This window comes from Pseudomonas sp. RT4P38 (assembly GCF_054897765.1).
In genome coordinates this window covers 2,439,917-2,463,928 of the sequence record NZ_CM142703.1, presented here as the reverse complement: position 1 = coordinate 2,463,928, position 24,012 = coordinate 2,439,917, and the positions used below count along the sequence as shown (strand labels likewise).

Sequence of the window (24,012 nt, the reverse complement as noted above, 5' to 3'; positions counted from 1 at the left end):
GCTTCTGAAAATTGCTGGAGTCTGGAGCGTCAAGATCAGCTTTTCAACACCCGAGCCAACGTCGACTTCACCGTGCCCATCCCGTCATGCAACGCTTGCTCGATCTCGGCCATGGTGATCACCGAAGTGGACTTGCCCGCTGCCGGGTTCACCACCAACGCCAGACAGGCGTAATCCAGTTCCAGCTCGCGAGCCAATGCCGCTTCCGGCATCCCGGTCATGCCGACGATGTCGCAGCCGTCGCGCTCCAGTCTCGCGATTTCAGCGACGGTTTCCAGCCGTGGCCCCTGGGTGCAGGCGTACACGCCTTGGCTGGCAAAACCAACGCCTTCAGCCGCCAATGCCGCGATTAGCTGCTGACGCAGGGCTTCGCTGTAGGGATAGCTGAAATCGATGTGGGTAACTTGTTCGAGATTATCGGCGAAATAGGTGTGTTCGCGACCACTGGTGTAGTCGATCAATTGATCCGGTACGCAGAAATATCCGGTGTCCATCACGGCATGAATCCCACCCACGGAATTGACCGCGAGAATCGCTTCGGCACCTGCCTGCTTCAGCGCCCAGAGGTTGGCGCGATAGTTCACCTGATGCGGCGGAAAACGATGAGGATGACCATGGCGCGCGAGGAACAGCACTTCTTTGCCGGCGTACTCACCGATCTGCACTTCTGCCGAAGGCGCGCCGTAAGGGGTGTCCACCGCCAATGACTGACGAATGCTCAGGCCTTCGAGTTGAGTCAGGCCGGTGCCGCCGATAATCGCGTAAACCGTCATAACAAAAAGTCCTTATTCGATCAATTGAGCTTCTTTGAGCGCGCCGACCGCTGCGAGCCAGCGCGGGTTCTGACGGTACTCGATGTTGGCGTATGACTGGCCGCGCATCCGCGCGATGCGCTCGGACGGTTTGACCTTCAGGCGCTGGGCGGCGCTCAGGGCCAATTCGGCAGCCGCGCGATCGTTACACACCAGGCCCATGTCGCAACCGGCCGTCAGCGCCGCTTCGATCCGGCTGGCAGCATCGCCGACCACGTGGGCACCGGCCATGGACAGGTCGTCGCTGAAGATGACGCCGTCGAATTGCAGCTCGCCGCGCAGAATGTCCTGCAACCAGCGGCGGGAGAAGCCGGCGGGTTGGGAATCGACTTGCGGATAGATAACGTGGGCCGGCATGACGGCGGCCAGCTGTTTGCTCAATTTGGCGAACGGCACCAGGTCGTTGGCGCGGATCTCGTCAAGGCTGCGCTCGTCATTAGGGATTGCGACGTGGGAGTCCGCCTCGGCCCAACCGTGACCGGGGAAGTGCTTGCCGGTTGCGGCCATACCGGCGCTGTTCATGCCACGAACAAATGCACCGGCCAGCAACGCTGCGCGCTCGGGGTCACCTTCGAATGAACGGGTGCCGACCACGGCACTGCGCTGATAATCGAGGTCCAGTACCGGAGCGAAGCTCAGGTCGAGGCCGACGGCCAGCACTTCAGTCGCCATGATCCAGCCGCACTGTTCGGCGAGGTACTCAGCATTCGGGTTGTCAGCGATGGCGCGCATGGCTGGCAGTCGTATAAAGCCCTGACGCAAACGCTGAACCCGGCCACCCTCCTGGTCGACTGCCAGTAGCAGATCAGGGCGAATGGCGCGGATTGCTGCACTCAACTCGCGCACCTGGCGCGGATGTTCGATATTGCGGGCGAAAATGATCAGGCCACCCACTTCGGGCTGGCGCAATAATTGGCGATCTTCAGCCGTCAGCCAGGTACCGGCGACGTCCACCATCAACGAGCCTTGCAGGCCAGCAGTCATAGAGATTCCTTGATAACGATAAACCCGGCTCGCACGAATTCACCGTCACGGGCTGTACCCGGCAGGTCGGCGACATAAATGGGGAACAGGTTCAGAACGAGAGTCGGCATGGGCGGCTAGCTTAGCGGATGTCAGCTGCCGCGCCCACCCGTGTGCGGTTAAACCTTGGCGGCAACCGGGGTCGATTTGCTGCGCGGCCGCAACTGCGCAGTGGCCATGGCCGTGTCGGTGACGCCGGTTTCGGCACGCATGCCGGCAGCCAGGAACGGTACCATCAGGCGCATGACCTGCTCGATGGAGGTGTTGACGCCAAAGTCGGTCTCGGCAATTGCGCGCAGGGCTTTGATACCGGACATGCTAAACGCGGCGGCACCGAGCATGAAGTGCACGCGCCAGAACAGCTCAATCGGCGGAATACGCGGTGCAGCTTCGTTGACCAACATCATGTAGCGGCGGAACACCTTGCCGTACATGTCTTCCAGATAACGCCGCAAGTGCCCTTGGCTCTGACTGAAGGCCAGACCCAGCAAACGCATGAAAATCGACAGATCGTTACCGCTGCGTGGTTGCACCACCAGGGCTTGCTCGACGAGGATTTCCAGCAGTTCTTCAAGTGTCGGCTTGTTCTCTGCCTTGGCCTGACGCCGCTCCAGCTCCTTATCAAGGCTTAAGCAGAACGGCCCAAGAAAGCGCGAGAAAACTGCCTGGATCAGCGCCTTCTTCGAGCCGAAGTGATAGTTCACCGCCGCCAGATTGACACCGGCCTTGCTGGTGATCAGACGCAATGAGGTTTCAGCGAAACCTTTTTCCGCGAACAATTGCTCGGCAGCATCAAGAATGCGTTCAACGGTTTCCGACTGGGCCATGGCTACTCCGCCTGACAAACACTTGTTTGAAACATACGTTTCAGCCTGTGCATTGTCAAGCCTGCCGGTTCGTTTTGGGAATGGTCGGTCAGCTATTTAACCATACAACTCCCGAGCGCGAATCAGCAGGCTGATCGACCGTCTGGCGGTCGGTAAAAAAAGGGGCATTGCCAAGACCGTTTCACTGTATATAATCCCAGTCACTGTATAAAAAGACAGAGCGATCAATATGCTAAAGCTGACGCCACGCCAAGCAGAGATTCTGGCCTTCATCAAACGTTGTCTCGAAGACAACGGCTACCCGCCAACCCGTGCGGAAATCGCTCAGGAACTGGGGTTCAAGTCGCCCAACGCCGCGGAAGAACATCTCAAGGCGCTGGCTCGCAAGGGTGCGATCGAGATGACGCCCGGCGCTTCCCGTGGCATTCGCATTCCCGGCTTCGAAGCCAAGGCTGACGAGTCCACCCTGCCGATTATCGGCCGAGTGGCTGCCGGTGCTCCGATCCTCGCCCAGCAACATATCGAAGAGTCCTGCAACATCAACCCGTCGTTCTTCCATCCTCGCGCCGATTACCTACTGCGGGTTCATGGCATGAGCATGAAGGACGTGGGCATTTTCGACGGTGACCTGCTGGCAGTGCACACCACCCGTGAAGCCCGCAACGGTCAAATCGTAGTGGCGCGGATCGGCGACGAAGTGACCGTCAAGCGCTTCAAGCGCGATGGCAGCAAGGTCTGGTTGATTGCGGAAAACCCTGAATTCGCCCCTATCGAAGTGAACCTGAAAGATCAGGAACTGGTGATCGAAGGCTTGAGTGTCGGCGTCATTCGCCGCTAAAGGAGGCTTTATGCAGTTCCCACACACATCACAGCAAGCCCAACTGCCGTTGTTCGAGGCTTTCATGGTGCAGCCGTTGGCGCCGATCCTGAAAGACGTGGTCGAGTCACCCTGGAGCGCCGAGCCCGAAGTCTTCAGTGAGCTGTCGCTGCGTGGTGCAGCCGGGAACTGCCTGAACCTTCTTGCGCCGATCCTCAGGGAGCTGAGCCAGGAACAGGACGCGCGCTGGCTGACGCTGATCGCCCCGCCCGCCAGCCTCACCCAGACCTGGTTGCGGGACGCCGGCCTTAACCGCGAACGCATCCTGCTGCTGCAACCACGTGGCGCTCAGAGCGCACAGCAGTTGACCTGCGAGGCCTTGCGCCTGGGCCGCAGCCACACGGTGGTCAGTTGGCTCAACCCATTGAGCACAACTTCACGGCAACAGTTGATCAGCGCCGCCCGGACCGGGGACGCACAAAGTCTGAATATTCGATTGGGCTAACTGACAAACAATACGCGCTTTGACCAGCGCGGGGCTTCTCCAAGAATAGAGAAGCCGATCTGTAGCGATACCAGAAAAAACCGACGAGCGGGATCAATGAAGAACCCGCGACCCCTCGTCTGTATTGAATTCGCCTTCAACCAGGCGCCCGGCCATCTGAACGCCGACGCTCAGCATCGCCTTTGCGACCTCAACGTGCTGGCCTTGCAGGAACGCTTTGGCATCCTCGGAGAAATCCAAAGTAACCAGAGACCCCTCGTCCTCGGCCCTGCGCAGCTCGATACGACCGTCTGGTAACTCGACAATTTCTAGAAAGGACGTTGGCATAAAGGTCTGTTCTCCACGAAAGGCGGGGATTATATAGGCATCGGCTAGGCTTCGCTCGGGATCTTCACCAGATGCACTACAAAGAGAAATTTCCGACAGTGCTCATCCCTGAGCGGACAACCCACCGGGTCATCCGCTATTCCGCTCGATCCTTCAGCATTCGTTCAGACCTTCGCGAAAGCGAATTGCCAAGCCTTTGAGGTTCTGACGCCAGCTCTCCAACTCTTCCCGGCTCAGCTCTTGCGGAGCCTCTTCTTCATCCAGGTTAACGGCCAGGATCAGCGGTTGCGTCACGTCACCCTTGGGTTTGTGCGGCGCCCGTGGCGGCTGAAACAGCGCAGCATGGGCCGCGAGCAGTTTGGCCAGCCAGGTTTCAGAATTATTGGCCAACTCGACCATCTCGGCCATTTCTGGAATCGCGATGGCTTCCAGTACTTCGCAAGTCAGCAGCAACTCGGCCCGAGGTGCATTGGCCTGAGGCAAGCGATAGAAACCGGCGATTTCATGGCACAGCCCCAGCAACGCACCGTACAGGTGAAACAACGCCGATTCGCGTCCGGCCTGAATCAGCGCCAGGGAGTTCATCGCACGCCCCTCTTCGGCTCTGGCGAGCGCTTCCAGCGATAGGCCGGCGAAGTAAATCTTCTGGTTGGTACGGGTATAGAGTTCGTGGGCCATGACGGCAGCCTCCACAACGAAATAATTGCTTCACGCAGGTCAGACAGTGTCGTGGATCACCCAAGCTCCCCGCAAGCACAAAACAAAAGGCCGCATGAAAACCCGAGGGTTGTCATGCGGCCTTTTGTGTACAGCGCCTTTTAAGCCTTGGCTGATGGACGCTTATCTTCAACCTTCCACTTGCCGCCGTCGTAGTACGCCTTCCAGCCAGTCGGCTTACCGTCGACCTCAGTCTGCACGTACTGCTCTTTGGTCTTGCGGCTGTAACGGATCACGGCGGGGAGGCCGTCCGGATCTTTCTTCGGTGCTTCGCAAAGGAAGTGGTACTTCGGATCGATCTCATCCTTGTGCGGCACAATTTCCATGACCAGCGGAGCACGCGTCTCGCGGTTTTTCGGGAATTGGCTGGCCGCCAGGAACAGGCCGGAAGCCCCGTCGCGCAGGATGTAGGTGTCGTTGACCTTTTCGCATTTCAACTCAGGCATCTTTACCGGATCCATCTTCGGCGGCGCTGCATCACCGCTTTTCAGCAGTTTGCGGGTGTTCTTGCACGTCGCATTAGTGCAACCGAAGAACTTGCCGAAACGACCGGTCTTGAGCTGCATCTCGCTGCCGCACTTGTCGCATTCCAGGCTCGGACCTTCATAGCCTTTGATGCGATAACTGCCCTCTTCGATTTCGTAGCCTGAGCAATCCGGGTTGTTACCGCAGATGTGCAGCTTGCGCTTCTCATCCAGCAGGTATGCGTCCATCGCTGTGCTGCAGATCGGGCAGCGGTGCTTGCCACGCAGCACCAGCGATTCCGATTCACCCTCGTCGTCCGCCGCGATTTCGTCGCCCGGCACCAGGTTGACGGTGGCCTTGCAGCGTTCTTTCGGCGGCAGGCTGTAGCCCGAGCAGCCGAGGAACACGCCGGTCGATGCTGTACGAATCTGCATCGGACGACCGCACAACACGCACGGAATGTCAGTCATCACCGGCTGGTTGGCGCGCATGCCGCCTTCGGCGCTTTCGGCTACTTCGAGTTTCTTCTTGAAGTCGCCGTAGAACTCGTCGAGCACGTTTTTCCAGTCTCGTTCGCCTTGGGCCACGTCATCGAGGTTCTCTTCCATGCCGGCGGTGAAGCCGTAGTCCATGAGATTGGAGAAGCTCTCGGCCAAACGCTCGGTAACGATGTCACCCATCTTTTCCGAGTAGAAACGACGGTTGTGCAGCGCTACGTACCCACGATCCTGGATGGTCGAAATGATCGCCGCGTAGGTCGAAGGACGACCAATGCCGCGTTTTTCCATTTCTTTAACCAAGCTCGCTTCCGAGTAACGCGCCGGCGGCTTGGTGAAGTGCTGGGTCGGATCAAGCTTGATCAGCTTCATCGCGTCGCCCTGAGCCATGTCCGGCAACACGTCGTCATCGCCAGGCTTGGCAATTTGCGGCATGACGCGGGTGTAACCGTCGAACTTCAGGATGCGGCCTTTGGCGCGCAACTCGAAGTCACCGGCACCGACGGTGACAGTGGTCGACAGGTATTGGGCCGGCAGCATCTGGCAAGCGAGGAACTGGCGCCAGATCAGCTCGTAGAGGCGCTCAGCATCGCGTTCCATGCCCGACAGTTTGCTTGGCTCGGTATTGGCATCGGACGGACGAATCGCTTCGTGAGCCTCTTGTGCGCCTTCCTTGCTGCTGTAGACGTTCGGGTTTTCCGGCAGGTACTTCTTGCCGAATTCGCCTTCAATATAAGTACGCGCCATCGTCACCGCATCAACCGAAAGGTTGGTGGAGTCGGTACGCATGTAAGTGATGTAGCCGGCTTCGTAAAGACGCTGGGCCATCATCATGGTTTTCTTCACGCCGAAGCCCAGGCGGTTACTTGCGGCCTGTTGCAGAGTGGACGTGATGAACGGTGCCGAAGGCTTGCTGCTGGTCGGTTTGTCTTCGCGCTTGACGATGCTGTAGCTGGAAGCCTTGAGCTTCTCCAGCGCGGCCATGGCCTGGGCTTCGTTAAGTGGTTTGAAGGCTTCGCCTTTCTCGCGAGCCACGTCAAAGCGCACGGTTGCGCCCTTGGCGGTGCCGAGGTCGGCGTGAACTTCCCAGTACTCTTCCGGGTTGAACGCGCGAATTTCACGCTCACGCTCAACGACCAGCTTCACGGCAACCGATTGCACGCGACCAGCGGACAGGCCACGAGCGACCTTGGCCCACAGCAGTGGCGAAACCATGTAACCCACCACGCGGTCGAGGAAACGACGCGCCTGCTGGGCGTTTACACGATCGATGTCCAGCTCGCCCGGCTTGGAGAAGGCTTCCTGAATCGCCTTCTTGGTGATTTCGTTGAACACCACGCGCTTGTAGCGGCTGTCGTCACCACCGATGGCTTCGCGCAGGTGCCAGGCAATGGCTTCCCCCTCGCGATCCAAGTCGGTTGCGAGATAGATGGTGTCAGCATCTTTGGCGAGCCGGCGCAGCTCTTCGATGACCTTTTCCTTGCCCGGGAGGATCTCGTACTTGGCTTTCCAGCCATGATCGGGATCGACACCCATGCGCGAGACCAGCTGCTTGCGCGCCTTCTCTTTCGGCGTGAGCACCGGACCTTCACCCGCGGCAGCCTTGCCGCGCTTGGCGGCTGGCTCTTTGCTGGCGCTAGCCGAACCGCTGGTGGGCAGGTCTCGGATATGGCCGATACTCGACTTCACCACGTATTGGTTACCCAGATACTTGTTGATGGTCTTGGCCTTAGCCGGGGATTCCACAATGACCAGCGATTTGCCCATGGATCAGAAAATTCCTGAATTCTAGAAGTGAAAGGCGGTTGGCGCCTGACGCGGCACCGCTATATATAGTGGCTACAAGGTGAGGTCAAGCGCAGGGTCTTGCGCGCACTCAGCTTATGGCTTGGAAAAAAGGCTCGGTTCGGCTTGCACCAAAGCAAAGCGTGGCACCTGTTCGCCGTCAACCTCGACCGACTCCAGGAACATGCTCAAGGGACGCACCCAAAAGCCGTAATCGCCATACAGGGCTTGGTAGAAGACCACTTCTTCTTCGGTTTCCGAATGCCGCGCAATACTGAATACACGGTACTGCGGACCTTTGTAATGTTGGTAGAGCCCAGGTTGTATCGGCATGCTTTGGCCCTCGCTCAAATCTTCTAAAAATAAAAACAAAAAATAAATTCAGAAAAACAAAAACCGGGGCACTTGGCCCCGGCTTCCTTCGACGAAACGCTTAAACGCGTTCGAAGACGGTGGAGATGCCTTGGCCGAGACCAATGCACATGGTGGCCACCCCGAAGGTGCCGCCATTTTGCTTCATCACGTTCAGCAGAGTGCCGGAGATACGCGCACCGGAGCAACCAAATGGGTGACCCAGGGCGATCGCGCCGCCGTGCAGGTTAACCTTCTCGTTCATCTTGTCGAGTACTTTCAAATCTTTCAGCACTGGCAGGGCCTGCGCGGCGAAAGCTTCGTTGAGCTCGAAGAAGTCGATATCGCTAATGCCAAGACCCGCGCGCTTCAGTGCTTTCTGCGTAGCCGGTACTGGACCATAGCCCATGATTGCCGGATCCACACCAGCCACCGCCATCGAACGAATCACTGCCATAGGCTGAATGCCCAGGTCCTGTGCACGCTGCGCTGACATCACGATCATGCACGAAGCACCGTCGGTGATCTGCGACGAAGTACCAGCAGTCACGGTGCCGCCCTTAGGGTTGAAAGCAGGCTTGAGAGCCGCCAGGCTTTCCAGGGTAGTTTCCGGACGAATGGTTTCGTCGTAGTCGAACAGTTTCAGGAAACCGTTCTCGTCGTAGCCCTGCATCGGGATGATTTCGTCTTTGAACTTGCCCTCCAGCGTCGCTTTATGAGCGAGCTGGTGGGAGCGCACGCCGAAAGCGTCCTGTTGTTCGCGAGTGATGCCGTGCATTTTACCCAGCATTTCAGCGGTCAAGCCCATCATGCCCGAGGCTTTCGCCGCGTACAGCGACATGTGCGGGTTCGGATCGACACCGTGCATCATGCTCACATGGCCCATATGCTCGACGCCGCCCACCACGAACACGTCACCGTTGCCGGTCATGATCGCTTGCGCGGCAGTGTGCAATGCGCTCATCGACGAGCCACACAGGCGGCTGACAGTCTGACCGGCAGCAGTGTGCGGGATCTGCGTCATCAGGGACGCCATGCGAGCGATGTTCCAGCCCTGCTCCAGGGTCTGGTTCACACAGCCCCAGATCACATCTTCGACTTCGTTCGGGTCGACCTTGACGTTGCGTTCCAGCAGTTTGCTGATCAGGTGCGCCGACATGTCTTCGGCGCGGGTGTTGCGGTGCATGCCGCCCTTGGAGCGGCCCATCGGAGTACGACCGAAGTCGACAATCACGACGTCTCTTGGATTCAAGCTCATAAAATTTCACTCTCGCTCAAGTGTTTGGACGCTTAACCGAAGAACCGTTGGCCGGTTTTGGCCATTTCACGCAGCTTCGCGGTCGGGTGGTACAGCGCGCCCAAATCAGAGTACTGGTCAGCCAAGGCAACGAACTCTGCAACACCGATCGAATCGATGTAGCGCAGCGCACCGCCACGGAATGGAGGGAAACCAATACCGTAGACCAGACCCATGTCGGCTTCGGCAGCGGTTTCGACAATGCCGTCTTCCAGGCAACGCACGGTTTCCAGGCACAGCGGGATCATCATCCAGTTGATGATGTCTTCGTCGGTGACTTCACGCTGTTCGAAGACGATCGGCTTGAGCACTTCCAGTACCGACGGATCGGCGACTTTCTTCTGCTTGCCGCGCTTGTCGGTCTCGTAGGCGTAAAAGCCCTTGCCGTTCTTCTGGCCCAGGCGCTTGGCTTCGTAGAGCACGTCGATAGCCGAACGACGGTCGTCTTTCATGCGATCCGGGAAGCCTTCAGCCATGACGTCGCGACCGTGGTGTCCGGTGTCGATGCCGACAACGTCCATCAGGTACGCAGGGCCCATTGGCCAGCCGAATTTTTCCATGACCTTGTCGATACGGACGAAGTCCACACCGGCGCTGACCAGTTTGGCGAAACCGCCGAAGTACGGGAACAGCACGCGGTTGACCAGGAAGCCCGGGCAGTCGTTGACGACAATCGGGTTCTTGCCCATTTTCTTGGCGTAGGCAACGGTGGTGGCAACGGCCAGCTCGCTGGACTTCTCGCCACGGATCACTTCTACCAACGGCATCATGTGCACCGGGTTGAAGAAGTGCATGCCGACGAAGTTTTCCGGACGCTTGAGGGCTTTGGCCAGCAAGGTGATGGAAATGGTCGAGGTGTTGGACGCGAGGATGGTGTCCTCTTTGACCTTGTCTTCGACTTCGGCCAGAACGGCTTGCTTGACCTTAGGGTTCTCGACGACAGCTTCAACGACCAGGTCGACGTGACCGAAATCACCGTAGGACAGGGTCGGACGAATGCCGTTAAGCACTTCAGCCATTTTCGCCGGGGTCATGCGACCTTTATCAACGCGGCCTACCAGCAGTTTGGCGGCTTCCGCCAGACCTTGCTCGATGCCGTGCTCGTTGATGTCCTTCATCAGGATCGGCGTCCCTTTGGAAGCCGACTGATAAGCGATACCGCCCCCCATGATGCCGGCGCCCAATACGGCAGCCTGCTTCACGTCTTTGGCGATTTCGTCGTAGGCCTTGGCCTTTTTCTTCAGTTCCTGATCGTTCAGAAACAGACCGATCAAGCTCTGCGCGGCAGGGGTCTTGGCCAGTTTGACGAAACCGGCGGCTTCGACTTCCAGCGCCTTGTCGCGACCGAAGTTCGCCGCTTTCTGGATGGTCTTGATCGCTTCAACCGGCGCCGGGTAGTTAGGGCCTGCCTGCCCTGCCACGAAACCCTTGGCAGTTTCGAACGACATCATTTGTTCGATGGCGTTGAGCTTGAGCTTTTCCAGTTTCGGCTGACGCTTGGCCTTGTAGTCAAATTCGCCGGAGATGGCGCCCTTGACCAGGTTCAGCGCCGCTTCGTGCAATTTCTCCGGGGCGACCACGGCGTCGACTGCGCCGACTTTCAGCGCGTCTTCAGGGCGGTTTTCCTTGCCGGCGGCAATCCACTCGATGGCGTTATCGGCACCGATGATCCGCGGCAGGCGCACAGTACCGCCGAAGCCCGGGTAGATACCCAGCTTGACTTCCGGCAGACCGATCTTGGCCTTGGTGGACATGACGCGGTAGTCCGCCGCCAGGCACATTTCCAGACCGCCACCCAGGGCGATGCCGTTGATCGCGGCGACAGTCGGGACGTTGAGGTCTTCGAAATCGCTGAAAATCTTGTTGGCTTCCAGATTGCCAGCAACAAGCTCTGCATCAGGCAGCTTGAAGTTTTCGACGAATTCGGTGATGTCGGCGCCGACGATGAACACGTCCTTGCCACTGCTGACGATCACACCCTTGATCGAAGCATCTGCCTTGATGGTGTCTACGGCCTGACGCAGTTCGTTCAGGGTTAGACGGTTGAACTTGTTGACGGACTCACCCTTGAGGTCGAATTTCAATTCGACGATGCCACTTTCAAGAGCCTTAACCGTGATGGCTTTACCTTCGTAAATCATCAACTGATCTCCACGATATGGAAGCTGAACAGTACACGTCGGACGCAGGCGAATGGCTCGGCAGAGACGTTTATCGTCGATGCTAACGCCAATCCACCCGGCACACCCGCCAACGCGATAGTCGGGATTCTGTAGGAGCGATCTGTAATACAAACGCTCAATTCATACGCCCGTTTGATTTGGGTACGTCACCTTCACGGAATTTCCGACAATTGTCAATCGCCCAAAATACTGGTTGAAACGCGACTTTCCGGTCATTTCCGTACCGCGAAGACCTGCAACACGCCGCTGCATGTGAGGCTATTCATAGGATCAATAGTTAGAAAAGTCGCCCTAATTCGCTGCAGCCTTTGTTTAACAAGCTACGCTGGCGGGACCTTGAGGAAAAAACATGAACGCTTTTGGCGAATGCCCAGCGTAAGATCAGCTCCACACCGAATTACCGGCCTGCCTGGCCAACCCCAGCCCGATGATTATGTCGGGCTTTTTATTGCCTGCCTGCCGGACGTTTCGCGCCATTGCGGCGCGAAATTTCCGCGATTTATGCCAGCGCTTTCAGCAGCGCATCAATATCCTGCAAAACCGTCGCTTCGCCCTTTTCACCCCAATACAAAGTGATCATCTGCTTGTCCGCTTCGACCTTGTAGACGTTAGCTGGCAATTTTTCGAAATGATTAAGCAGCGCTCGGTCCTCGCAGACCTCCTGCCACTGATTGACCCACACGCCGGGTGCTTTTTGCCAGTAACTCCAGCACACCGGCTGATTGCCACGCCGCGGCCGATGGTACTGGGCGCAAGGGCTCGGCGGCTCCTGGCTCAGCCAGTGCGGCCAGTCCTGGGGCGCCAACTGCATCGCCAATCCGATGCGTCGCGCCTCCATGCGCAGGGCCATGCGGCCGCTCTGGTGGCGTGACGGCCGCAACCATGCCAGCGGGCTCAGAACCACTAGCAGGATTGACACCACTATCCAGACCGTCATATGTGTACTCCCGATTCTTGATGAGCGCATTGAGTCACTTTGAGACCAATGCGCTTGAAACCAGCCATACTTACCAATATTGCAATCCTCAGGAGGAGCACCTCATGCCCTACAACCACATTCTGGTCGCTGTAGATCTAACCGAAGAGTGCGATCCTGTCATCCACCGCGCTCGCGAACTGTCGGTGAGCAACGGCGCGAAATTGTCCCTGGTGCATATTGTCGAGCCGATGGCCATGGCCTTTGGTGGCGACGTCCCCATGGACCTGTCACAACTGCAACAACAGCAGTTTGATCAGGCCAAGGAACGCCTGGACCGACTGATCTTGAAGTATCCAGAGCTCTCCAAGGAGTACAGTCACCTGACCTACGGCCAGCCACGCCAGGAGATCCACCACCTGGCCAAGGAACAAACCTGCGACCTGATCGTGGTGGGCAGCCATGGCCGACACGGCCTGGCATTGCTGCTGGGATCGACAGCCAATGACGTGCTGCACGGTGCGCCTTGCGATGTGCTCGCGGTGCGCCTGCTCAGAAGCTAATACTCGCAACCCTGCGGGAGCGAGCTTGCTCCGGACGGCGTTCCGACGATAGCGATCTAACATTCAACATCATTGTCGACTGTCAGTCCGTCATCGCGAGCAAGCTCGCTCCCACATTGAGCCCGTCTAGCCTCAAAAATCGCATTCCATACGAAAAGCCCGGCGCTCATCACTGAACGCCGGGCTTTTTTACAGCAGAATCAATCAGGCATCCAGCTCGGCCCAGCGCTCGACCATTACATCGTGCTCAGCCTGCAACTGCTCCAACTGGGCGATCACTGCAGCAGTCTCGGCAGCAGGACGCTGATAGAAACCGGCATCGGCCATTTGCGCCTCAACGGTAGCGATCTGCTGTTCCATGGCTTCGATCTGAGCCGGCAACATTTCCAGCTCACGCTGCAACTTGTAGCTGAGCTTCTTCTTCGCCACCGGCGCTTCTACCGCAGCGACTGGCGCAGGCTCGGCAGTCACCACCGCCGAGGTCAGATCGGCTTTGCCGGATTTGCTCTCGGTCACGCCCAGCAGGCGCGGCGAGCCGCCCTGACGCAGCCAGTCCTGATAACCACCGACGTATTCACGAACCTTGCCTTCACCTTCGAAGACCAGGGTGCTGGTGACCACGTTGTCGAGGAATGCCCGGTCGTGACTGACCATCAGCACGGTACCGTTGAAGGTCAGCAAGACCTCTTCCAGCAACTCGAGGGTTTCGACGTCGAGGTCGTTGGTCGGTTCGTCGAGGACCAGCAGGTTCGCCGGTTTGCTGAACAGTTTGGCCAGCAACAGACGGGCGCGCTCACCACCGGACAGCGCCTTGACCGGCGTGCGGGCACGCTGCGGGCTGAACAGGAAGTCGCCGAGGTAGCTCAGCACGTGACGGCTCTGACCATCGATATCGATGAAGTCGCGACCTTCTGCGACGTTGTCGATTACGGTCTTTTCCAGGTCCAACTGATGGCGCAACTGGTCGAAGTAGGCCACGTCGATGCGCGTCCCCTCTTCCACTGTGCCGCTGGTTGGCTGCAGACCGTTGAGCATCAGTTTCAGCAAGGTTGTCTTGCCGGTACCGTTGGCGCCGAGCAGACCGATACGGTCGCCGCGCTGCAGGACCATCGAGAAATCCTTGATCAGGAACGGGCCGCCCGGGTGAGCGAAGCTCACGTTGTCGAGGACCATTACCTGCTTGCCGGACTTGTCAGCGGTATCCAGCTGAATATTGGCCTTGCCGCTGCGCTCACGACGCTCGCTACGCTCGTTGCGCAGGGCTTTGAGGGCGCGCACGCGGCCTTCGTTACGGGTGCGGCGAGCCTTGATGCCCTGGCGGATCCAGACTTCTTCCTGGGCCAGTTTTTTGTCAAACAGCGCGTTGGCGGTGTCTTCAGCGGCCAACGAGGCTTCTTTGTGCACGAGGAAACTGGCGTAGTCGCCGTTCCAGTCGATCAGGCCGCCGCGATCCAGTTCGAGGATGCGGGTGGCTAGGTTCTGCAGGAATGAACGGTCGTGCGTGATGAACAGCACGGCGCCCTGAAAATCCTTCAGTGCCTCTTCAAGCCAGGCGATCGCACCGATGTCCAAGTGGTTGGTCGGTTCGTCGAGCAGCAACAGATCAGGTTCGGAAACCAGAGCCTGAGCCAGCAGGACACGACGACGCCAGCCGCCGGACAATTCGGCGAGGGTCTTGTCGGCCGGCAACTGCAGACGGCTCAAGGTGCTGTCGACCAATTGCTGCAAACGCCAGCCGTCACGGGCTTCAAGATCGTGCTGGACGTGCATCAGTTTGTCCAGGTCGGCGTCGGTGACGATGTTCTGGCTGAGGTGGTGATATTGCGCGAGCAGCTCGCCGACACCGTCCAGGCCTTCGGCCACCACGTCGAACACGGTCCGCTCGTCGGCTACCGGTAATTCTTGCGGCAATTCGCCAATTTTGAGGCCAGGTGCACGCCAAACAGAACCGTCATCAGGCTTCTGGTCGCCCTTGACGAGCTTCATCATGCTGGACTTGCCAGTGCCATTGCGGCCGATGATGCACACCCGCTCACCACGGGCGATCTGCCAGGACACCTTGTCCAACAACGGCATAGCGCCGAAAGCAAGGGACACATCGCTGAATTTGAGCAGGGTCATGAGCTTCTCCAAAAACCGGGCGCGCATTCTACCTGACTTGAGGCTTCAGAAGGCCGGCAATTTCACCTTCGTGGCACTCTGCATGACAAATGTTGCGAACTGATGCTGACAGGCCGGCAAAGCTTTCGCCCGCTGCTGGCAAAAGGCTAAGCTACAGGTAATTCAGCGCGGGCATTGCCCGCGCTTGTCATGATTTCTCTGCCCGGACGTCTCATGCGCAGTCGCCTTTTCAGTCTTTTATCCTGTTTTCTTCTTTCTGCCACTGCCGTTCAAACCGCCCAGGCGGTGGACCTGTCCACCCAGCGCCAGTATTACGATGAAGCCAAGCGTGCCCTCGCCAAGGGGGATACCGGTCCTTATTTCCGTTACAGCCAGGCCCTCAGCGATTACCCGCTGGAGCCATACCTGGCGTATGACGAACTGACCGCCCGCCTTAAAACCGCGAGCAATGCCGAAATCGAGAAATTCCTCGCCGAGCACGGCGACCTGCCCCAGGCCAACTGGATGAAGTTGCGCTGGTTGCGCTGGCTGGCCGAACGCGGCGACTGGGCGACCTTCGTCAAGTACTACGACCCCAAGCTCAATTTCACCGAACTGGACTGCCTGAACGCGCAGTATCAGATCGGGCATAACCAGAAATCCGAGGGTTACGCCAACGCCAATAAACTCTGGTTGACCGGCAAATCCCAACCCGCCGCGTGCGATGCGCTGTTTGGAATCTGGGCCGCCGAAGGCCAACTGACCGAACAGCGACGCTGGGAGCGCACCAAGCTTGCGGCACAGGCGCGCAACTATCCGCTGGCCAACAGCCTGGTCAACGGCCTGACCACCCTCGCCCCGCGCGGCCGACTGCTGGTGGAGGTGGCGCAGAAACCCGAACTGCTCAACGCTCCTTCACGGTTCATTCCGGCCGACGAGCCGATGTCCGACGTGGTCAGCCTTGGCCTGCGCCGTCTGGCGCGGCAGGATCCTGACCGGGCGATGCAGATGCTCGATAGTTATGCCAGCAGCATGCACTTCTCCCGTGACGAAAAAGTGGCGATCGCCCGGGAAATCGGCCTGTCCCTGGCTAAACGGTTCGACAGCCGCGCGCTGGACATGATGACTAAATACGACCCGGAACTGCGCGACAACACCGTGTCGGAATGGCGCATGCGCCTGCTGTTGCGTCTGGCCCGCTGGGACGATGCCTACCAGTTGACCCGGCGTCTGCCGCAGGATCTGGCGACGACCAACCGCTGGCGCTACTGGCAGGCGCGCAGCCTGGAACTGTCGCAGCCGCAGAACCCGGAAGCGCAGACGCTTTATAAGGGCCTCGCCCGCGAGCGTGATTTTTATGGCTTCCTCGCGGCGGATCGCTCGCAGCTGCCCTACTCGCTGAACAACAAACCGCTGGTGCTCAGCCAGGCGCTGATCAACAAGGTCCGCAATACCCCAGGCGTGCGTCGGGCGCTTGAGTTTCACGCTCGCGGACAGATCGTCGATGGTCGCCGCGAGTGGTACCACGTCAGCCGCCACTTCAGCCGCGACGAAATGGTTGCCCAGGCTAAACTGGCCTACGACCTGAAATGGTATTTCCCGGCAATCCGCACCATCAGTCAGGCGAAGTACTGGGACGACCTGGACATCCGTTTCCCGATGGCCCACCGCGAAACCCTGGTGCGCGAAGCCAAGGTTCGTGGTCTGCACTCGAGCTGGGTGTTCGCGATCACCCGACAGGAAAGTGCCTTCATGGCCGACGCCCGCTCCGGCGTCGGCGCCAGCGGCCTGATGCAACTCATGCCCGGCACCGCCAAGGAGACCGCGCGCAAGTTCAGCATTCCACTGGCCTCGCCGCAGCAAGTGTTCGACCCGGACAAGAACATCCAGCTCGGCGCCGCTTACCTGAGCCAGGTCCACAGCCAGTTCAACGGCAACCGCGTCCTCGCTTCCGCCGCCTACAACGCCGGCCCGGGCCGCGTACGTCAGTGGCTGCGCGGTGCGGACCACCTGAGCTTCGACGTGTGGGTGGAAAGCATCCCGTTCGACGAAACCCGCCAGTACGTGCAAAACGTGTTGTCGTACTCGGTGATCTACGGCCAGAAGCTCAACTCACCGCAGCCGCTGGTGGATTGGCATGAGCGCTACTTTGACGATCAATGAGCCTGCTTTGAAGCGCTGACAAAAATGCCCGCATCGGTTGATGCGGGCATTTTTTTGGGTGCTCTACTTGGTCGGTTACTTAGTCGGTTACTTGGTCGGTTGGGGCATGGCGCCCATCACTAAACTGCAACGCCGCCAACCGCGCATACAGCGCGTTGCTCGCAATCAATTCCTGATGCGTGCCCACCGCTACCAGTTTCCCCTGATCCATCACCGCGATCCGGTCAGCGTTTTTCACCGTAGCCAGCCGGTGGGCGATGACCAGCGTGGTGCGGTTTTTCATCAGGCTCGGCAGGGCTTGCTGGATCAGGTGTTCGCTCTGCGCGTCGAGGGCGCTGGTGGCTTCGTCCAGCAGCAGGATAGGCGCGTCAACCAGCAGCGCCCGGGCAATGGCAAGGCGTTGGCGCTGGCCGCCGGACAAACCGAGGCCACCGTCGCCAAGATGGGTCTGGTAGCCGTTGGGCATTTGCTCGATGAAGTCGTGGGCGTACGCGATTGTCGCCGCTTCCTGAACCTGAGCCAGGGTCGCCGTTGGATTGCCATAGCGAATGTTCTCTTCGATGCTGCCAAAGAACAGTACCGGTGTTTGCGAGACCAGGGCGAAGCAGCGGCGCAGGTCCAGCGGATCGAGTTGAGTCAGCGGCACGCCATCGAGCAGGATGCGTCCTTCGACCGGGTCGTAAAAGCGCAGCAGCAAGTCATACACCGTCGACTTGCCGGCACCGGAGGGTCCTACCAATGCAATGGTTTCGCCAGCATTGATGGTCAGATTAAAACCATCAACGGCATAGCTTTCGGGACGAGAGGGGTAGGAAAAGCGCACGTCTTGCAGCACCAGGTCACCCTTCACCCGTTCAGGCAAGGTCACCAGGCCAGTGGTCGGTGGCTGGATAATGTTCTCCGAGCGCAGCAACTCGGCGATCCGTTCGGCGGCGCCGGCGGCACGCTGAAGTTCGCCGATCACTTCGCTCAACGTGCCGAAGGCGCTGCCGACGATCAGGCTGTAAAACACAAACGCTGCCAGCTCGCCCGCGGAAATCCGCCCGGCGATGACATCCATTCCGCCGACCCAGAGCATCACCCCGACCGCGCCAAGCACCAGCACGATCACCAGAGTAATCAGCCAGGCCCGCTGAAAGATCCGCTTGCGAGCGGTGCTGAAGGCCTCCTCCACTGTTACAGCAAAGCGCTGCTCGTCCTGGACCTGATGGTTGTAGGCCTGCACGGTTTTGATCTGGCCGAGGGTTTCGGAGACATAGCTGCCAATATCGGCAATCCGGTCCTGACTCAGGCGCGACAGGCTACGCACCCGACGGCCGAAGATCAGGATCGGCGCAATCACCAACGGCAACGCGACGACCACAATGCTGGTGAGCTTGGGATTGGTGATAAACAGCAAGACGATCCCGCCGATCACCATCAACAGATTGCGCAGGAACAGTGACAGCGAAGAGCCGATCACCGATTGCAGCAACGTGGTGTCGGCAGTCAGGCGCGACTGAATTTCGGAGCTGCGATTGTCTTCGTAAAATCCTGGGTGCAGGTAGATCAGATGGTTGAACACCTGACGGCGGATGTCCGCGACAACGCGCTCGCCGATCCATGAGACCAGGTAAAAACGCGCAAACGTGCCAATCGCAAGGCCGACCACCAGCAACAAAAACAGGCCGATGGACTGGTTGAGCAAATGCGGCGACTGGGTCATGAAACCCTGATCCACCAGCAGGCGAATCCCCTGCCCCATGGACAAAGTGATGCCCGCCGTGACGATCAATGCGAGCAAGGCACCGAAGGCCGGCCAGCGATAAGGCGCGACGAAATGCAAGGCCAGGCGCATGGCGCGTCGTTGACGGGATGAGAGGACGGAGATCATTCGATGGCGCAACCAGTAGGGTTTGACACGATCAAGCCTACACCGGTCGATGGGATTGAACGCTGTAAATCATAATGAGTCAGGTTAATTATGACCGCAAAGACTAGGTCCTAGACGGTATTGGTCTAAAGTCCGGGTGGCAACGCCGCGGTATTTCTGGTGGACTGATGTTGCCGCCCTGGAAAGATCGCACGGAGTTGTCACAGCCCGGTCACGTGGCGGTTCTACAGTAAGCACACAACCTGATGAGGAGACAGGCCATGTCCTTGCAAAACAGCAGCGATGACAAGATTGAAGTGATCCGCACACAGCCAGACCAGTCTCTGGGTTGCTCAATCATTGACGAAAAAGGGCGCGAAGTACCGATCACTGAAGGCATGATCCAGGACGCTTGCCGCGAACTGGAGCAGCGATTGGTCAAGCCTGCCAAACAAAAGTGATGTAGCCACCGTCTTCTTGACCCGGCCCCTGATGGCCGGGTTTTTTATGGCTGGTTTTTGGGTGCTGCGCACCCTATCGCTGTCGCTAGACAGCCGTTGCACCAAGTGCCGACACGATCCGCTGCAATGCCAGCGAATCCCCCTCAATCCGCACCTTCAACCCATCAATCTCCCGCCGCAGCGGATAATGCTTACGCAGTGAATCGAACGCCGCACGCTGCTCGTTCACATTGCCTACAAGGCTGCGACGGAAATCCGCATCGTCGCGGCGCGGGTCGTACACGCCACGGCACAACATGGCCAGCGCCCAGGCCGGATCGCTTTCAGCGTTCAAGGTCACTTGCGACAACCAGGGCGACGGCAGCAAATCGCTCAAGGCGACCTGGGCCGGTTGCCCGATAAATGTGCAATACGCCTCATAGATCTGTGCGGTCCCACGCTGTTTGCCATCGAGGCTGTAACCGGCAATGTGCGGCGTCGCCAGCACACAGAGTTCGGCCAACGCCACATCGACCTCAGGCTCACCCTCCCAAACGTCCAGCACCGCTTGCAGGTCTTCGCGTTGCAGCAGCACCTGGCGCAGGGCGGCGTTGTCCACCACCGGGCCGCGACTGGCGTTGATCAGCCAGGTACCGGATTTGAGCCGGCTCAACCGGTTTTTATCGAACAGATGCCAAGTCGCCTGAGCGCCGTGTTTCTTCAACGGCGTGTGCAGACTGATGACATCGCACTGCTCGATGATCTGTTCTAGGCTGACGTAATCGCCACCTTCAGCGGCTTGCCTTGGCGGATCGCAGACCAACACCTTCCAGCCCAGACCTTGTAGAACCTTGACCAAACGGCCGCCCACTTCACCGGCACCGACTACGCCGTAGGTGCGTTGAGTCAGGTCGGCGCCTTCGATTTCGGCCAGTGTCAGCAGACTGCCGAGTACGTAGTCGACCACGCCCCGGGCGTTGCAGCCGGGTGCGCTGGACCAGGTGATGCCGGCCCGCTGAAAGTAATCCAGATCCAGGTGATCCGTGCCGATGGTGCAGGTGCCGACAAAGCGTACTTTGCTGCCTTCGAGCAACGCGCGGTTAACGTTGGTCACCGAGCGCACCAGCAGCACATCGGCCTGTTCGACGGTGGCGCGGTCAATGGAACGTCCCGGCACCCGGCGGATTTCACCGAAACCTTCGAAGAAGGCATCGAGCAGCGGGATATTTTCGTCGGCAACAATCAGCATGGCAGGCTCCTTTGGGGGATCGGCAGTGTAGGCGGAGATGACCGTGCTGGGCCACCGGGGATGCAGAATCATTCAAAATCTGATTACAAATCCACAACACAGGACTTTTCCTGACCACTGCGTCAGGGCGTAGAATGCGCCGCCTTGCGCATCAATATCTTTGGACGTTTCGCCCTTGAATTCCGTGACTGACCGCCCCGCCGCCATTTCCCTCACCCGCCCCGCCCGGGTTCGCCTGGAGCTGAAAAACCTGCTTGGCCTGGCCCTGCCGATCATGATCGCGCAACTGGCGACCACCGCCATGGGCTTCGTCGATGCGGTGATGGCGGGCCGGGTCGGGCCACGGGATCTGGCGGCCGTGGCGCTGGGCAACTCGATCTGGGTGCCGGTATTTCTGTTGATGACCGGCACTCTGCTGGCTACTACCCCGAAAGTCGCCCAGCGTTTCGGCGCAGGCACCCACAGCGAGATCGGCCCGATCGTGCGCCAGGCACTGTGGCTGGCATTGGTGGTGGGCTTGATGGCGACCGGCATGTTATTCAGCGCCGAACCGATTTTGCACATCATGAAAGTCGATCCCGAACTGATCGACCCATGCATGCAATACCTGCACGGCATCGCCAGCGGTTTGCCTGCGGTCGCCTTCTACCATGTGCTGCGCTGCTTCAGTGACGGCCTGGGGCGCACCCGTCCGGCCATGGTATTGGGCCTATGCGGACTGGCGCTGAACATTCCGCTGAACTACGTCTTCATCTATGGCCACTTCGGTGTGCCGGCCATGGGCGGTGTCGGCTGCGGCTGGGCCACGGCGATCGTGATGTGGGTGATGGCGCTGGGCATGGCCGGCTGGGAGCGCTGGGCACCGGCGTATCAGTCGAGTCAGTTGTTCAGCCGTTTCGACTGGCCGCAATGGTCGGTGATCAAACGCCTGCTGGGCATCGGCCTGCCGATCGGCATCGCGGTGTTCGCCGAGTCGAGCATCTTCGCGGTGATTGCGCTGCTGATCGGCAGCCTCGGCGCGACGGTGGTGGCCGGGCATCAGATCGCGCTGAACTTCAGCTCGCTGGTGTTCATGATTCCCTACTCCCTTGGCATGGCCGTGACCGTGCGGGTCGGCCAGGCGCTCGGCCGTCAGGAGCCGCGAGAAGCACGCTTCGCCGCCGGTGTCGGCATGGGCACGGCGCTGGCCTATGCGTGCATTTCCGCGAGCATGATGCTGCTGCTGCGTGAACACATCGCAACGATCTACACCGCCGACCCGATGGTGATTCAGGTCGCAGCAATGCTGATTGTGTATTCGGCGCTGTTCCAGTTTTCCGATGCGATCCAGGTGACGGCTGCCGGCGCGTTGCGCGGCTATCAGGACACGCGGGTGACGATGATCCTGACGCTGTTCGCTTACTGGGGGATTGGTTTGCCGGTGGGTTACGCGCTGGGCCTGACCGACTGGTTTGGCACGCCGAGCGGCCCGAGCGGGCTGTGGCAGGGTTTGATCGTCGGCTTGAGTTGCGCGGCACTGATGCTGTCGATCCGCCTGACGCGCAGCGCACGCAAGCGGATTCGTATCAGTCATTCGGCAGGTTAAGCGAGTTTCTTGCGGATCCAGTAGAGGTAGGTGCCTGCCTCTTCGTGCTGCGCGACCAGTTCGTGGTCAAGAAACACGCAAAACTTGGGAATGTCGCGACGGGTCGACGGGTCGGTGGCGATCACCTTCAGCAAACCGCCGGGCGCCAGGTCACGGATATGCTGGTGCAGCATCATCACCGGTTCCGGGCAGTTGAGGCCGGTGGCGTCGAGGGTGCCGTCTACCGGCGTATCAATCATTTCACTCATGATTCACTCCTGAAACTGGCCGGCATTGTCGCGCATTGCCCGGCTTAACGTCATCTGTGGCGTACAGCGTACCTGTGGGAGCGGGCTTGCTCGCGATGGCGGTCGATCAGCCAGCACAGATGTTGAAGGTTATGCCCTCATCGCGAGCAAGCTCGCTCCCACAGGGGGCCGTGCGCATCAGCGGGATTTCGGTTTCTTTGTGTCCAGCCGGCGCAAGTGGCACGTCACTTCTTCACGGTCGTGGTACAGCTGTTTGCAGCCGATCTCGACCCGAATGCCGCGCTCCTTGAACCCGTCGGCAATGCGCTCCAGCAATCGCTTCACTTCGGCGTAACGCTGTTTCATTGGCAGCTTGAGGTTGACCACCGCTTCGCGGCAATGCCCCTCGCCAATCCATTCTTCCAGCATCGCTGCGTTGCGCGCCGGTTTCTCGACGATGTCGCAGACCATCCAGTCCACCGGTTGCTTGGGCTTGAAGGTGAAACCGTCGGCCATCAAGTGCTGCACCAGACCGGTGTCCATCAGGCTTTCGGCCATCGGACCGTTGTCGATCGCGGTCACCAGCATGCCGCGGTTGACCAGTTGCCAGGTCCAACCGCCGGGCGCGGCGCCAAGGTCGACGCCAGTCATATCACTGTGCAGACGCTCATCCCACTGATCGCGCGGGATGAAGTGGTGCCAGGCCTCTTCCAGCTTCAGCGTCGAACGGCTCGGCGCCTCACGCGGAAACTTCAGACGCGGGATGCCCATCGGCCACATCGCCGAGTTATTCGACTCGGCCAGCCCCATGAACACTTCGCGGCCACTTTTGAAAGTCAGCAGCAGACGCGGTTTATGGGCATCTTCAACCAGTTTGCCAGCCGCCATCAGCGCCTTGCGCAGGTGGCCTTCGAACTTCTTGCAGAAGTTCGACAGTTCCTTGCCATCGTTGGTGTCGACCATTTCCAGCCAGAGGCTGCCGCACAGCGGGAAGTCTGCCATGTGGGCGAGGATTACGCTGATGCGGTCGGTTTCCGGCAGATCAATGAAGATCCCGCGAGCCCATTGGCGCGGGAAGATCAGATCGGCGAAACGCTGACCACGCATCAGGCGCTCGGCGCCGTCTTCTTCGGTGCAGATGAATTCAGCGCAGGCGCTGGCAGTCTTGGCCTTGGCATAACCGGCCACGTTCAGCCGCGCGGCGTGTTCGGAAATTTCGGAACAGACTTCGCTTTCGAAGCCCGGCCGGCAATGCATAAAGAGGGTGTTCATTCTTACTCCTGGGCAGATGGCGAGAAATTCAACCACTGC

21 protein-coding genes are annotated in these 24,012 nt (G+C 59.2%); 6 read left to right on the top strand and 15 right to left on the bottom strand.

Going from position 1 to position 24,012, the window contains the following annotated elements; genetic code table 11:
• Window positions 1-35: 35 nt before the first annotated feature.
• From ACYZT7_RS11455 to ACYZT7_RS11445, 3 genes are all read right to left on the bottom strand, one after another.
• Window positions 36-773 (bottom strand): S-methyl-5'-thioinosine phosphorylase, encoded by a 738-nt coding sequence (locus tag ACYZT7_RS11455; RefSeq protein ID WP_462041098.1) that lies wholly within the window; start codon window positions 771-773, stop codon window positions 36-38.
• Window positions 774-785: 12 nt separating this feature from the next.
• Window positions 786-1,796: a beta-N-acetylhexosaminidase gene (nagZ, locus tag ACYZT7_RS11450; protein WP_462041097.1), complete on the bottom strand. Its 1,011-nt coding sequence runs from the start codon at window positions 1,794-1,796 to the stop codon at window positions 786-788.
• 158 nt (window positions 1,797-1,954) lie between these two features.
• Window positions 1,955-2,662 carry a TetR/AcrR family transcriptional regulator gene (locus ACYZT7_RS11445; RefSeq protein WP_462041096.1) on the bottom strand — a complete coding sequence of 236 codons (708 nt, stop codon included), beginning with the start codon at window positions 2,660-2,662 and terminating at the stop codon, window positions 1,955-1,957.
• 229 nt (window positions 2,663-2,891) lie between these two features.
• On the opposite strand from ACYZT7_RS11445, the gene lexA reads away from it, so the two are divergent.
• Together lexA and sulA are read left to right on the top strand one after the other, a co-directional pair.
• Entirely contained in the window at window positions 2,892-3,500 is a 609-nt protein-coding gene (lexA, locus tag ACYZT7_RS11440; RefSeq protein WP_007933171.1) for a transcriptional repressor LexA, read from the top strand.
• Between the two features lie 10 nt (window positions 3,501-3,510).
• Complete coding sequence (gene sulA / locus ACYZT7_RS11435) at window positions 3,511-3,984, top strand: SOS-induced cell division inhibitor SulA (protein WP_462041095.1); 474 nt, start codon at window positions 3,511-3,513, stop codon at window positions 3,982-3,984.
• A gap of 93 nt (window positions 3,985-4,077) precedes the next feature.
• Here the strand turns inward: sulA and ACYZT7_RS11430 are convergent, their stop codons facing one another.
• The 7 genes from ACYZT7_RS11430 to ACYZT7_RS11400 form a co-directional block, all read right to left on the bottom strand.
• On the bottom strand, window positions 4,078-4,311 hold the full coding sequence (locus tag ACYZT7_RS11430) for a hypothetical protein (protein WP_140893639.1): 234 nt from the start codon (window positions 4,309-4,311) through the stop codon (window positions 4,078-4,080).
• Window positions 4,312-4,464: 153 nt separating this feature from the next.
• On the bottom strand, window positions 4,465-4,989 hold the full coding sequence (locus tag ACYZT7_RS11425; RefSeq protein ID WP_462041094.1) for a DUF6586 family protein: 525 nt from the start codon (window positions 4,987-4,989) through the stop codon (window positions 4,465-4,467).
• Window positions 4,990-5,129: 140 nt separating this feature from the next.
• Window positions 5,130-7,757, bottom strand: a complete 2,628-nt coding sequence (gene topA / locus ACYZT7_RS11420) for a type I DNA topoisomerase (RefSeq protein ID WP_462041093.1) — start codon at window positions 7,755-7,757, stop codon at window positions 5,130-5,132.
• A gap of 114 nt (window positions 7,758-7,871) precedes the next feature.
• Window positions 7,872-8,108, bottom strand: a complete 237-nt coding sequence (locus ACYZT7_RS11415) for a DUF1653 domain-containing protein (RefSeq protein WP_046047845.1) — start codon at window positions 8,106-8,108, stop codon at window positions 7,872-7,874.
• A gap of 100 nt (window positions 8,109-8,208) precedes the next feature.
• Window positions 8,209-9,384 (bottom strand): acetyl-CoA C-acyltransferase FadA, encoded by a 1,176-nt coding sequence (fadA, locus tag ACYZT7_RS11410; protein WP_462041092.1) that lies wholly within the window; start codon window positions 9,382-9,384, stop codon window positions 8,209-8,211.
• A 32-nt stretch (window positions 9,385-9,416) separates the two neighbouring features.
• The gene (gene fadB / locus ACYZT7_RS11405; protein ID WP_462041091.1) at window positions 9,417-11,564 is read right to left on the bottom strand and encodes a fatty acid oxidation complex subunit alpha FadB; all 2,148 of its coding nucleotides are present in this window, start codon (window positions 11,562-11,564) and stop codon (window positions 9,417-9,419) included.
• A 541-nt stretch (window positions 11,565-12,105) separates the two neighbouring features.
• Window positions 12,106-12,543 (bottom strand): hypothetical protein, encoded by a 438-nt coding sequence (locus ACYZT7_RS11400; RefSeq protein WP_462041090.1) that lies wholly within the window; start codon window positions 12,541-12,543, stop codon window positions 12,106-12,108.
• Between the two features lie 104 nt (window positions 12,544-12,647).
• Here ACYZT7_RS11400 and ACYZT7_RS11395 point away from each other — a divergent pair, with 104 nt between their 5' ends.
• On the top strand, window positions 12,648-13,085 hold the full coding sequence (locus ACYZT7_RS11395) for a universal stress protein (RefSeq protein WP_462041089.1): 438 nt from the start codon (window positions 12,648-12,650) through the stop codon (window positions 13,083-13,085).
• Between the two features lie 204 nt (window positions 13,086-13,289).
• Here ACYZT7_RS11395 and ACYZT7_RS11390 read toward each other — a convergent pair whose 3' ends face one another.
• Window positions 13,290-15,206, bottom strand: a complete 1,917-nt coding sequence (locus tag ACYZT7_RS11390) for an ATP-binding cassette domain-containing protein (protein WP_462041088.1) — start codon at window positions 15,204-15,206, stop codon at window positions 13,290-13,292.
• A gap of 213 nt (window positions 15,207-15,419) precedes the next feature.
• On the opposite strand from ACYZT7_RS11390, the gene ACYZT7_RS11385 reads away from it, so the two are divergent.
• The gene (locus ACYZT7_RS11385; RefSeq protein WP_462041087.1) at window positions 15,420-17,348 is read left to right on the top strand and encodes a transglycosylase SLT domain-containing protein; all 1,929 of its coding nucleotides are present in this window, start codon (window positions 15,420-15,422) and stop codon (window positions 17,346-17,348) included.
• A 79-nt stretch (window positions 17,349-17,427) separates the two neighbouring features.
• Here the strand turns inward: ACYZT7_RS11385 and ACYZT7_RS11380 are convergent, their stop codons facing one another.
• On the bottom strand, window positions 17,428-19,221 hold the full coding sequence (locus ACYZT7_RS11380) for an ABC transporter transmembrane domain-containing protein (RefSeq protein WP_462041086.1): 1,794 nt from the start codon (window positions 19,219-19,221) through the stop codon (window positions 17,428-17,430).
• Window positions 19,222-19,481: 260 nt separating this feature from the next.
• Between ACYZT7_RS11380 and ACYZT7_RS11375 the strand changes: the two genes are divergently transcribed.
• Window positions 19,482-19,661, top strand: coding sequence for a PA1571 family protein (locus ACYZT7_RS11375; RefSeq protein WP_461964779.1), 180 nt, complete (start codon window positions 19,482-19,484; stop codon window positions 19,659-19,661).
• 85 nt (window positions 19,662-19,746) lie between these two features.
• On the opposite strand, the gene pdxB is transcribed toward ACYZT7_RS11375, so the two are convergent.
• On the bottom strand, window positions 19,747-20,889 hold the full coding sequence (gene pdxB / locus ACYZT7_RS11370; RefSeq protein WP_462041085.1) for a 4-phosphoerythronate dehydrogenase PdxB: 1,143 nt from the start codon (window positions 20,887-20,889) through the stop codon (window positions 19,747-19,749).
• Between the two features lie 175 nt (window positions 20,890-21,064).
• Here pdxB and ACYZT7_RS11365 point away from each other — a divergent pair, with 175 nt between their 5' ends.
• Complete coding sequence (locus ACYZT7_RS11365; RefSeq protein WP_462041084.1) at window positions 21,065-22,474, top strand: MATE family efflux transporter; 1,410 nt, start codon at window positions 21,065-21,067, stop codon at window positions 22,472-22,474.
• Here ACYZT7_RS11365 and tusA read toward each other — a convergent pair.
• A complete protein-coding gene (gene tusA, locus ACYZT7_RS11360) occupies window positions 22,471-22,722 on the bottom strand; it encodes a sulfurtransferase TusA (protein ID WP_095052036.1) in 252 nt (83 codons plus the stop codon). The genes ACYZT7_RS11365 and tusA overlap by 4 nt on opposite strands.
• A gap of 177 nt (window positions 22,723-22,899) precedes the next feature.
• Complete coding sequence (rlmM, locus tag ACYZT7_RS11355; protein WP_462041083.1) at window positions 22,900-23,973, bottom strand: 23S rRNA (cytidine(2498)-2'-O)-methyltransferase RlmM; 1,074 nt, start codon at window positions 23,971-23,973, stop codon at window positions 22,900-22,902.
• Between the last annotated feature and the right edge of the window lie 39 nt (window positions 23,974-24,012).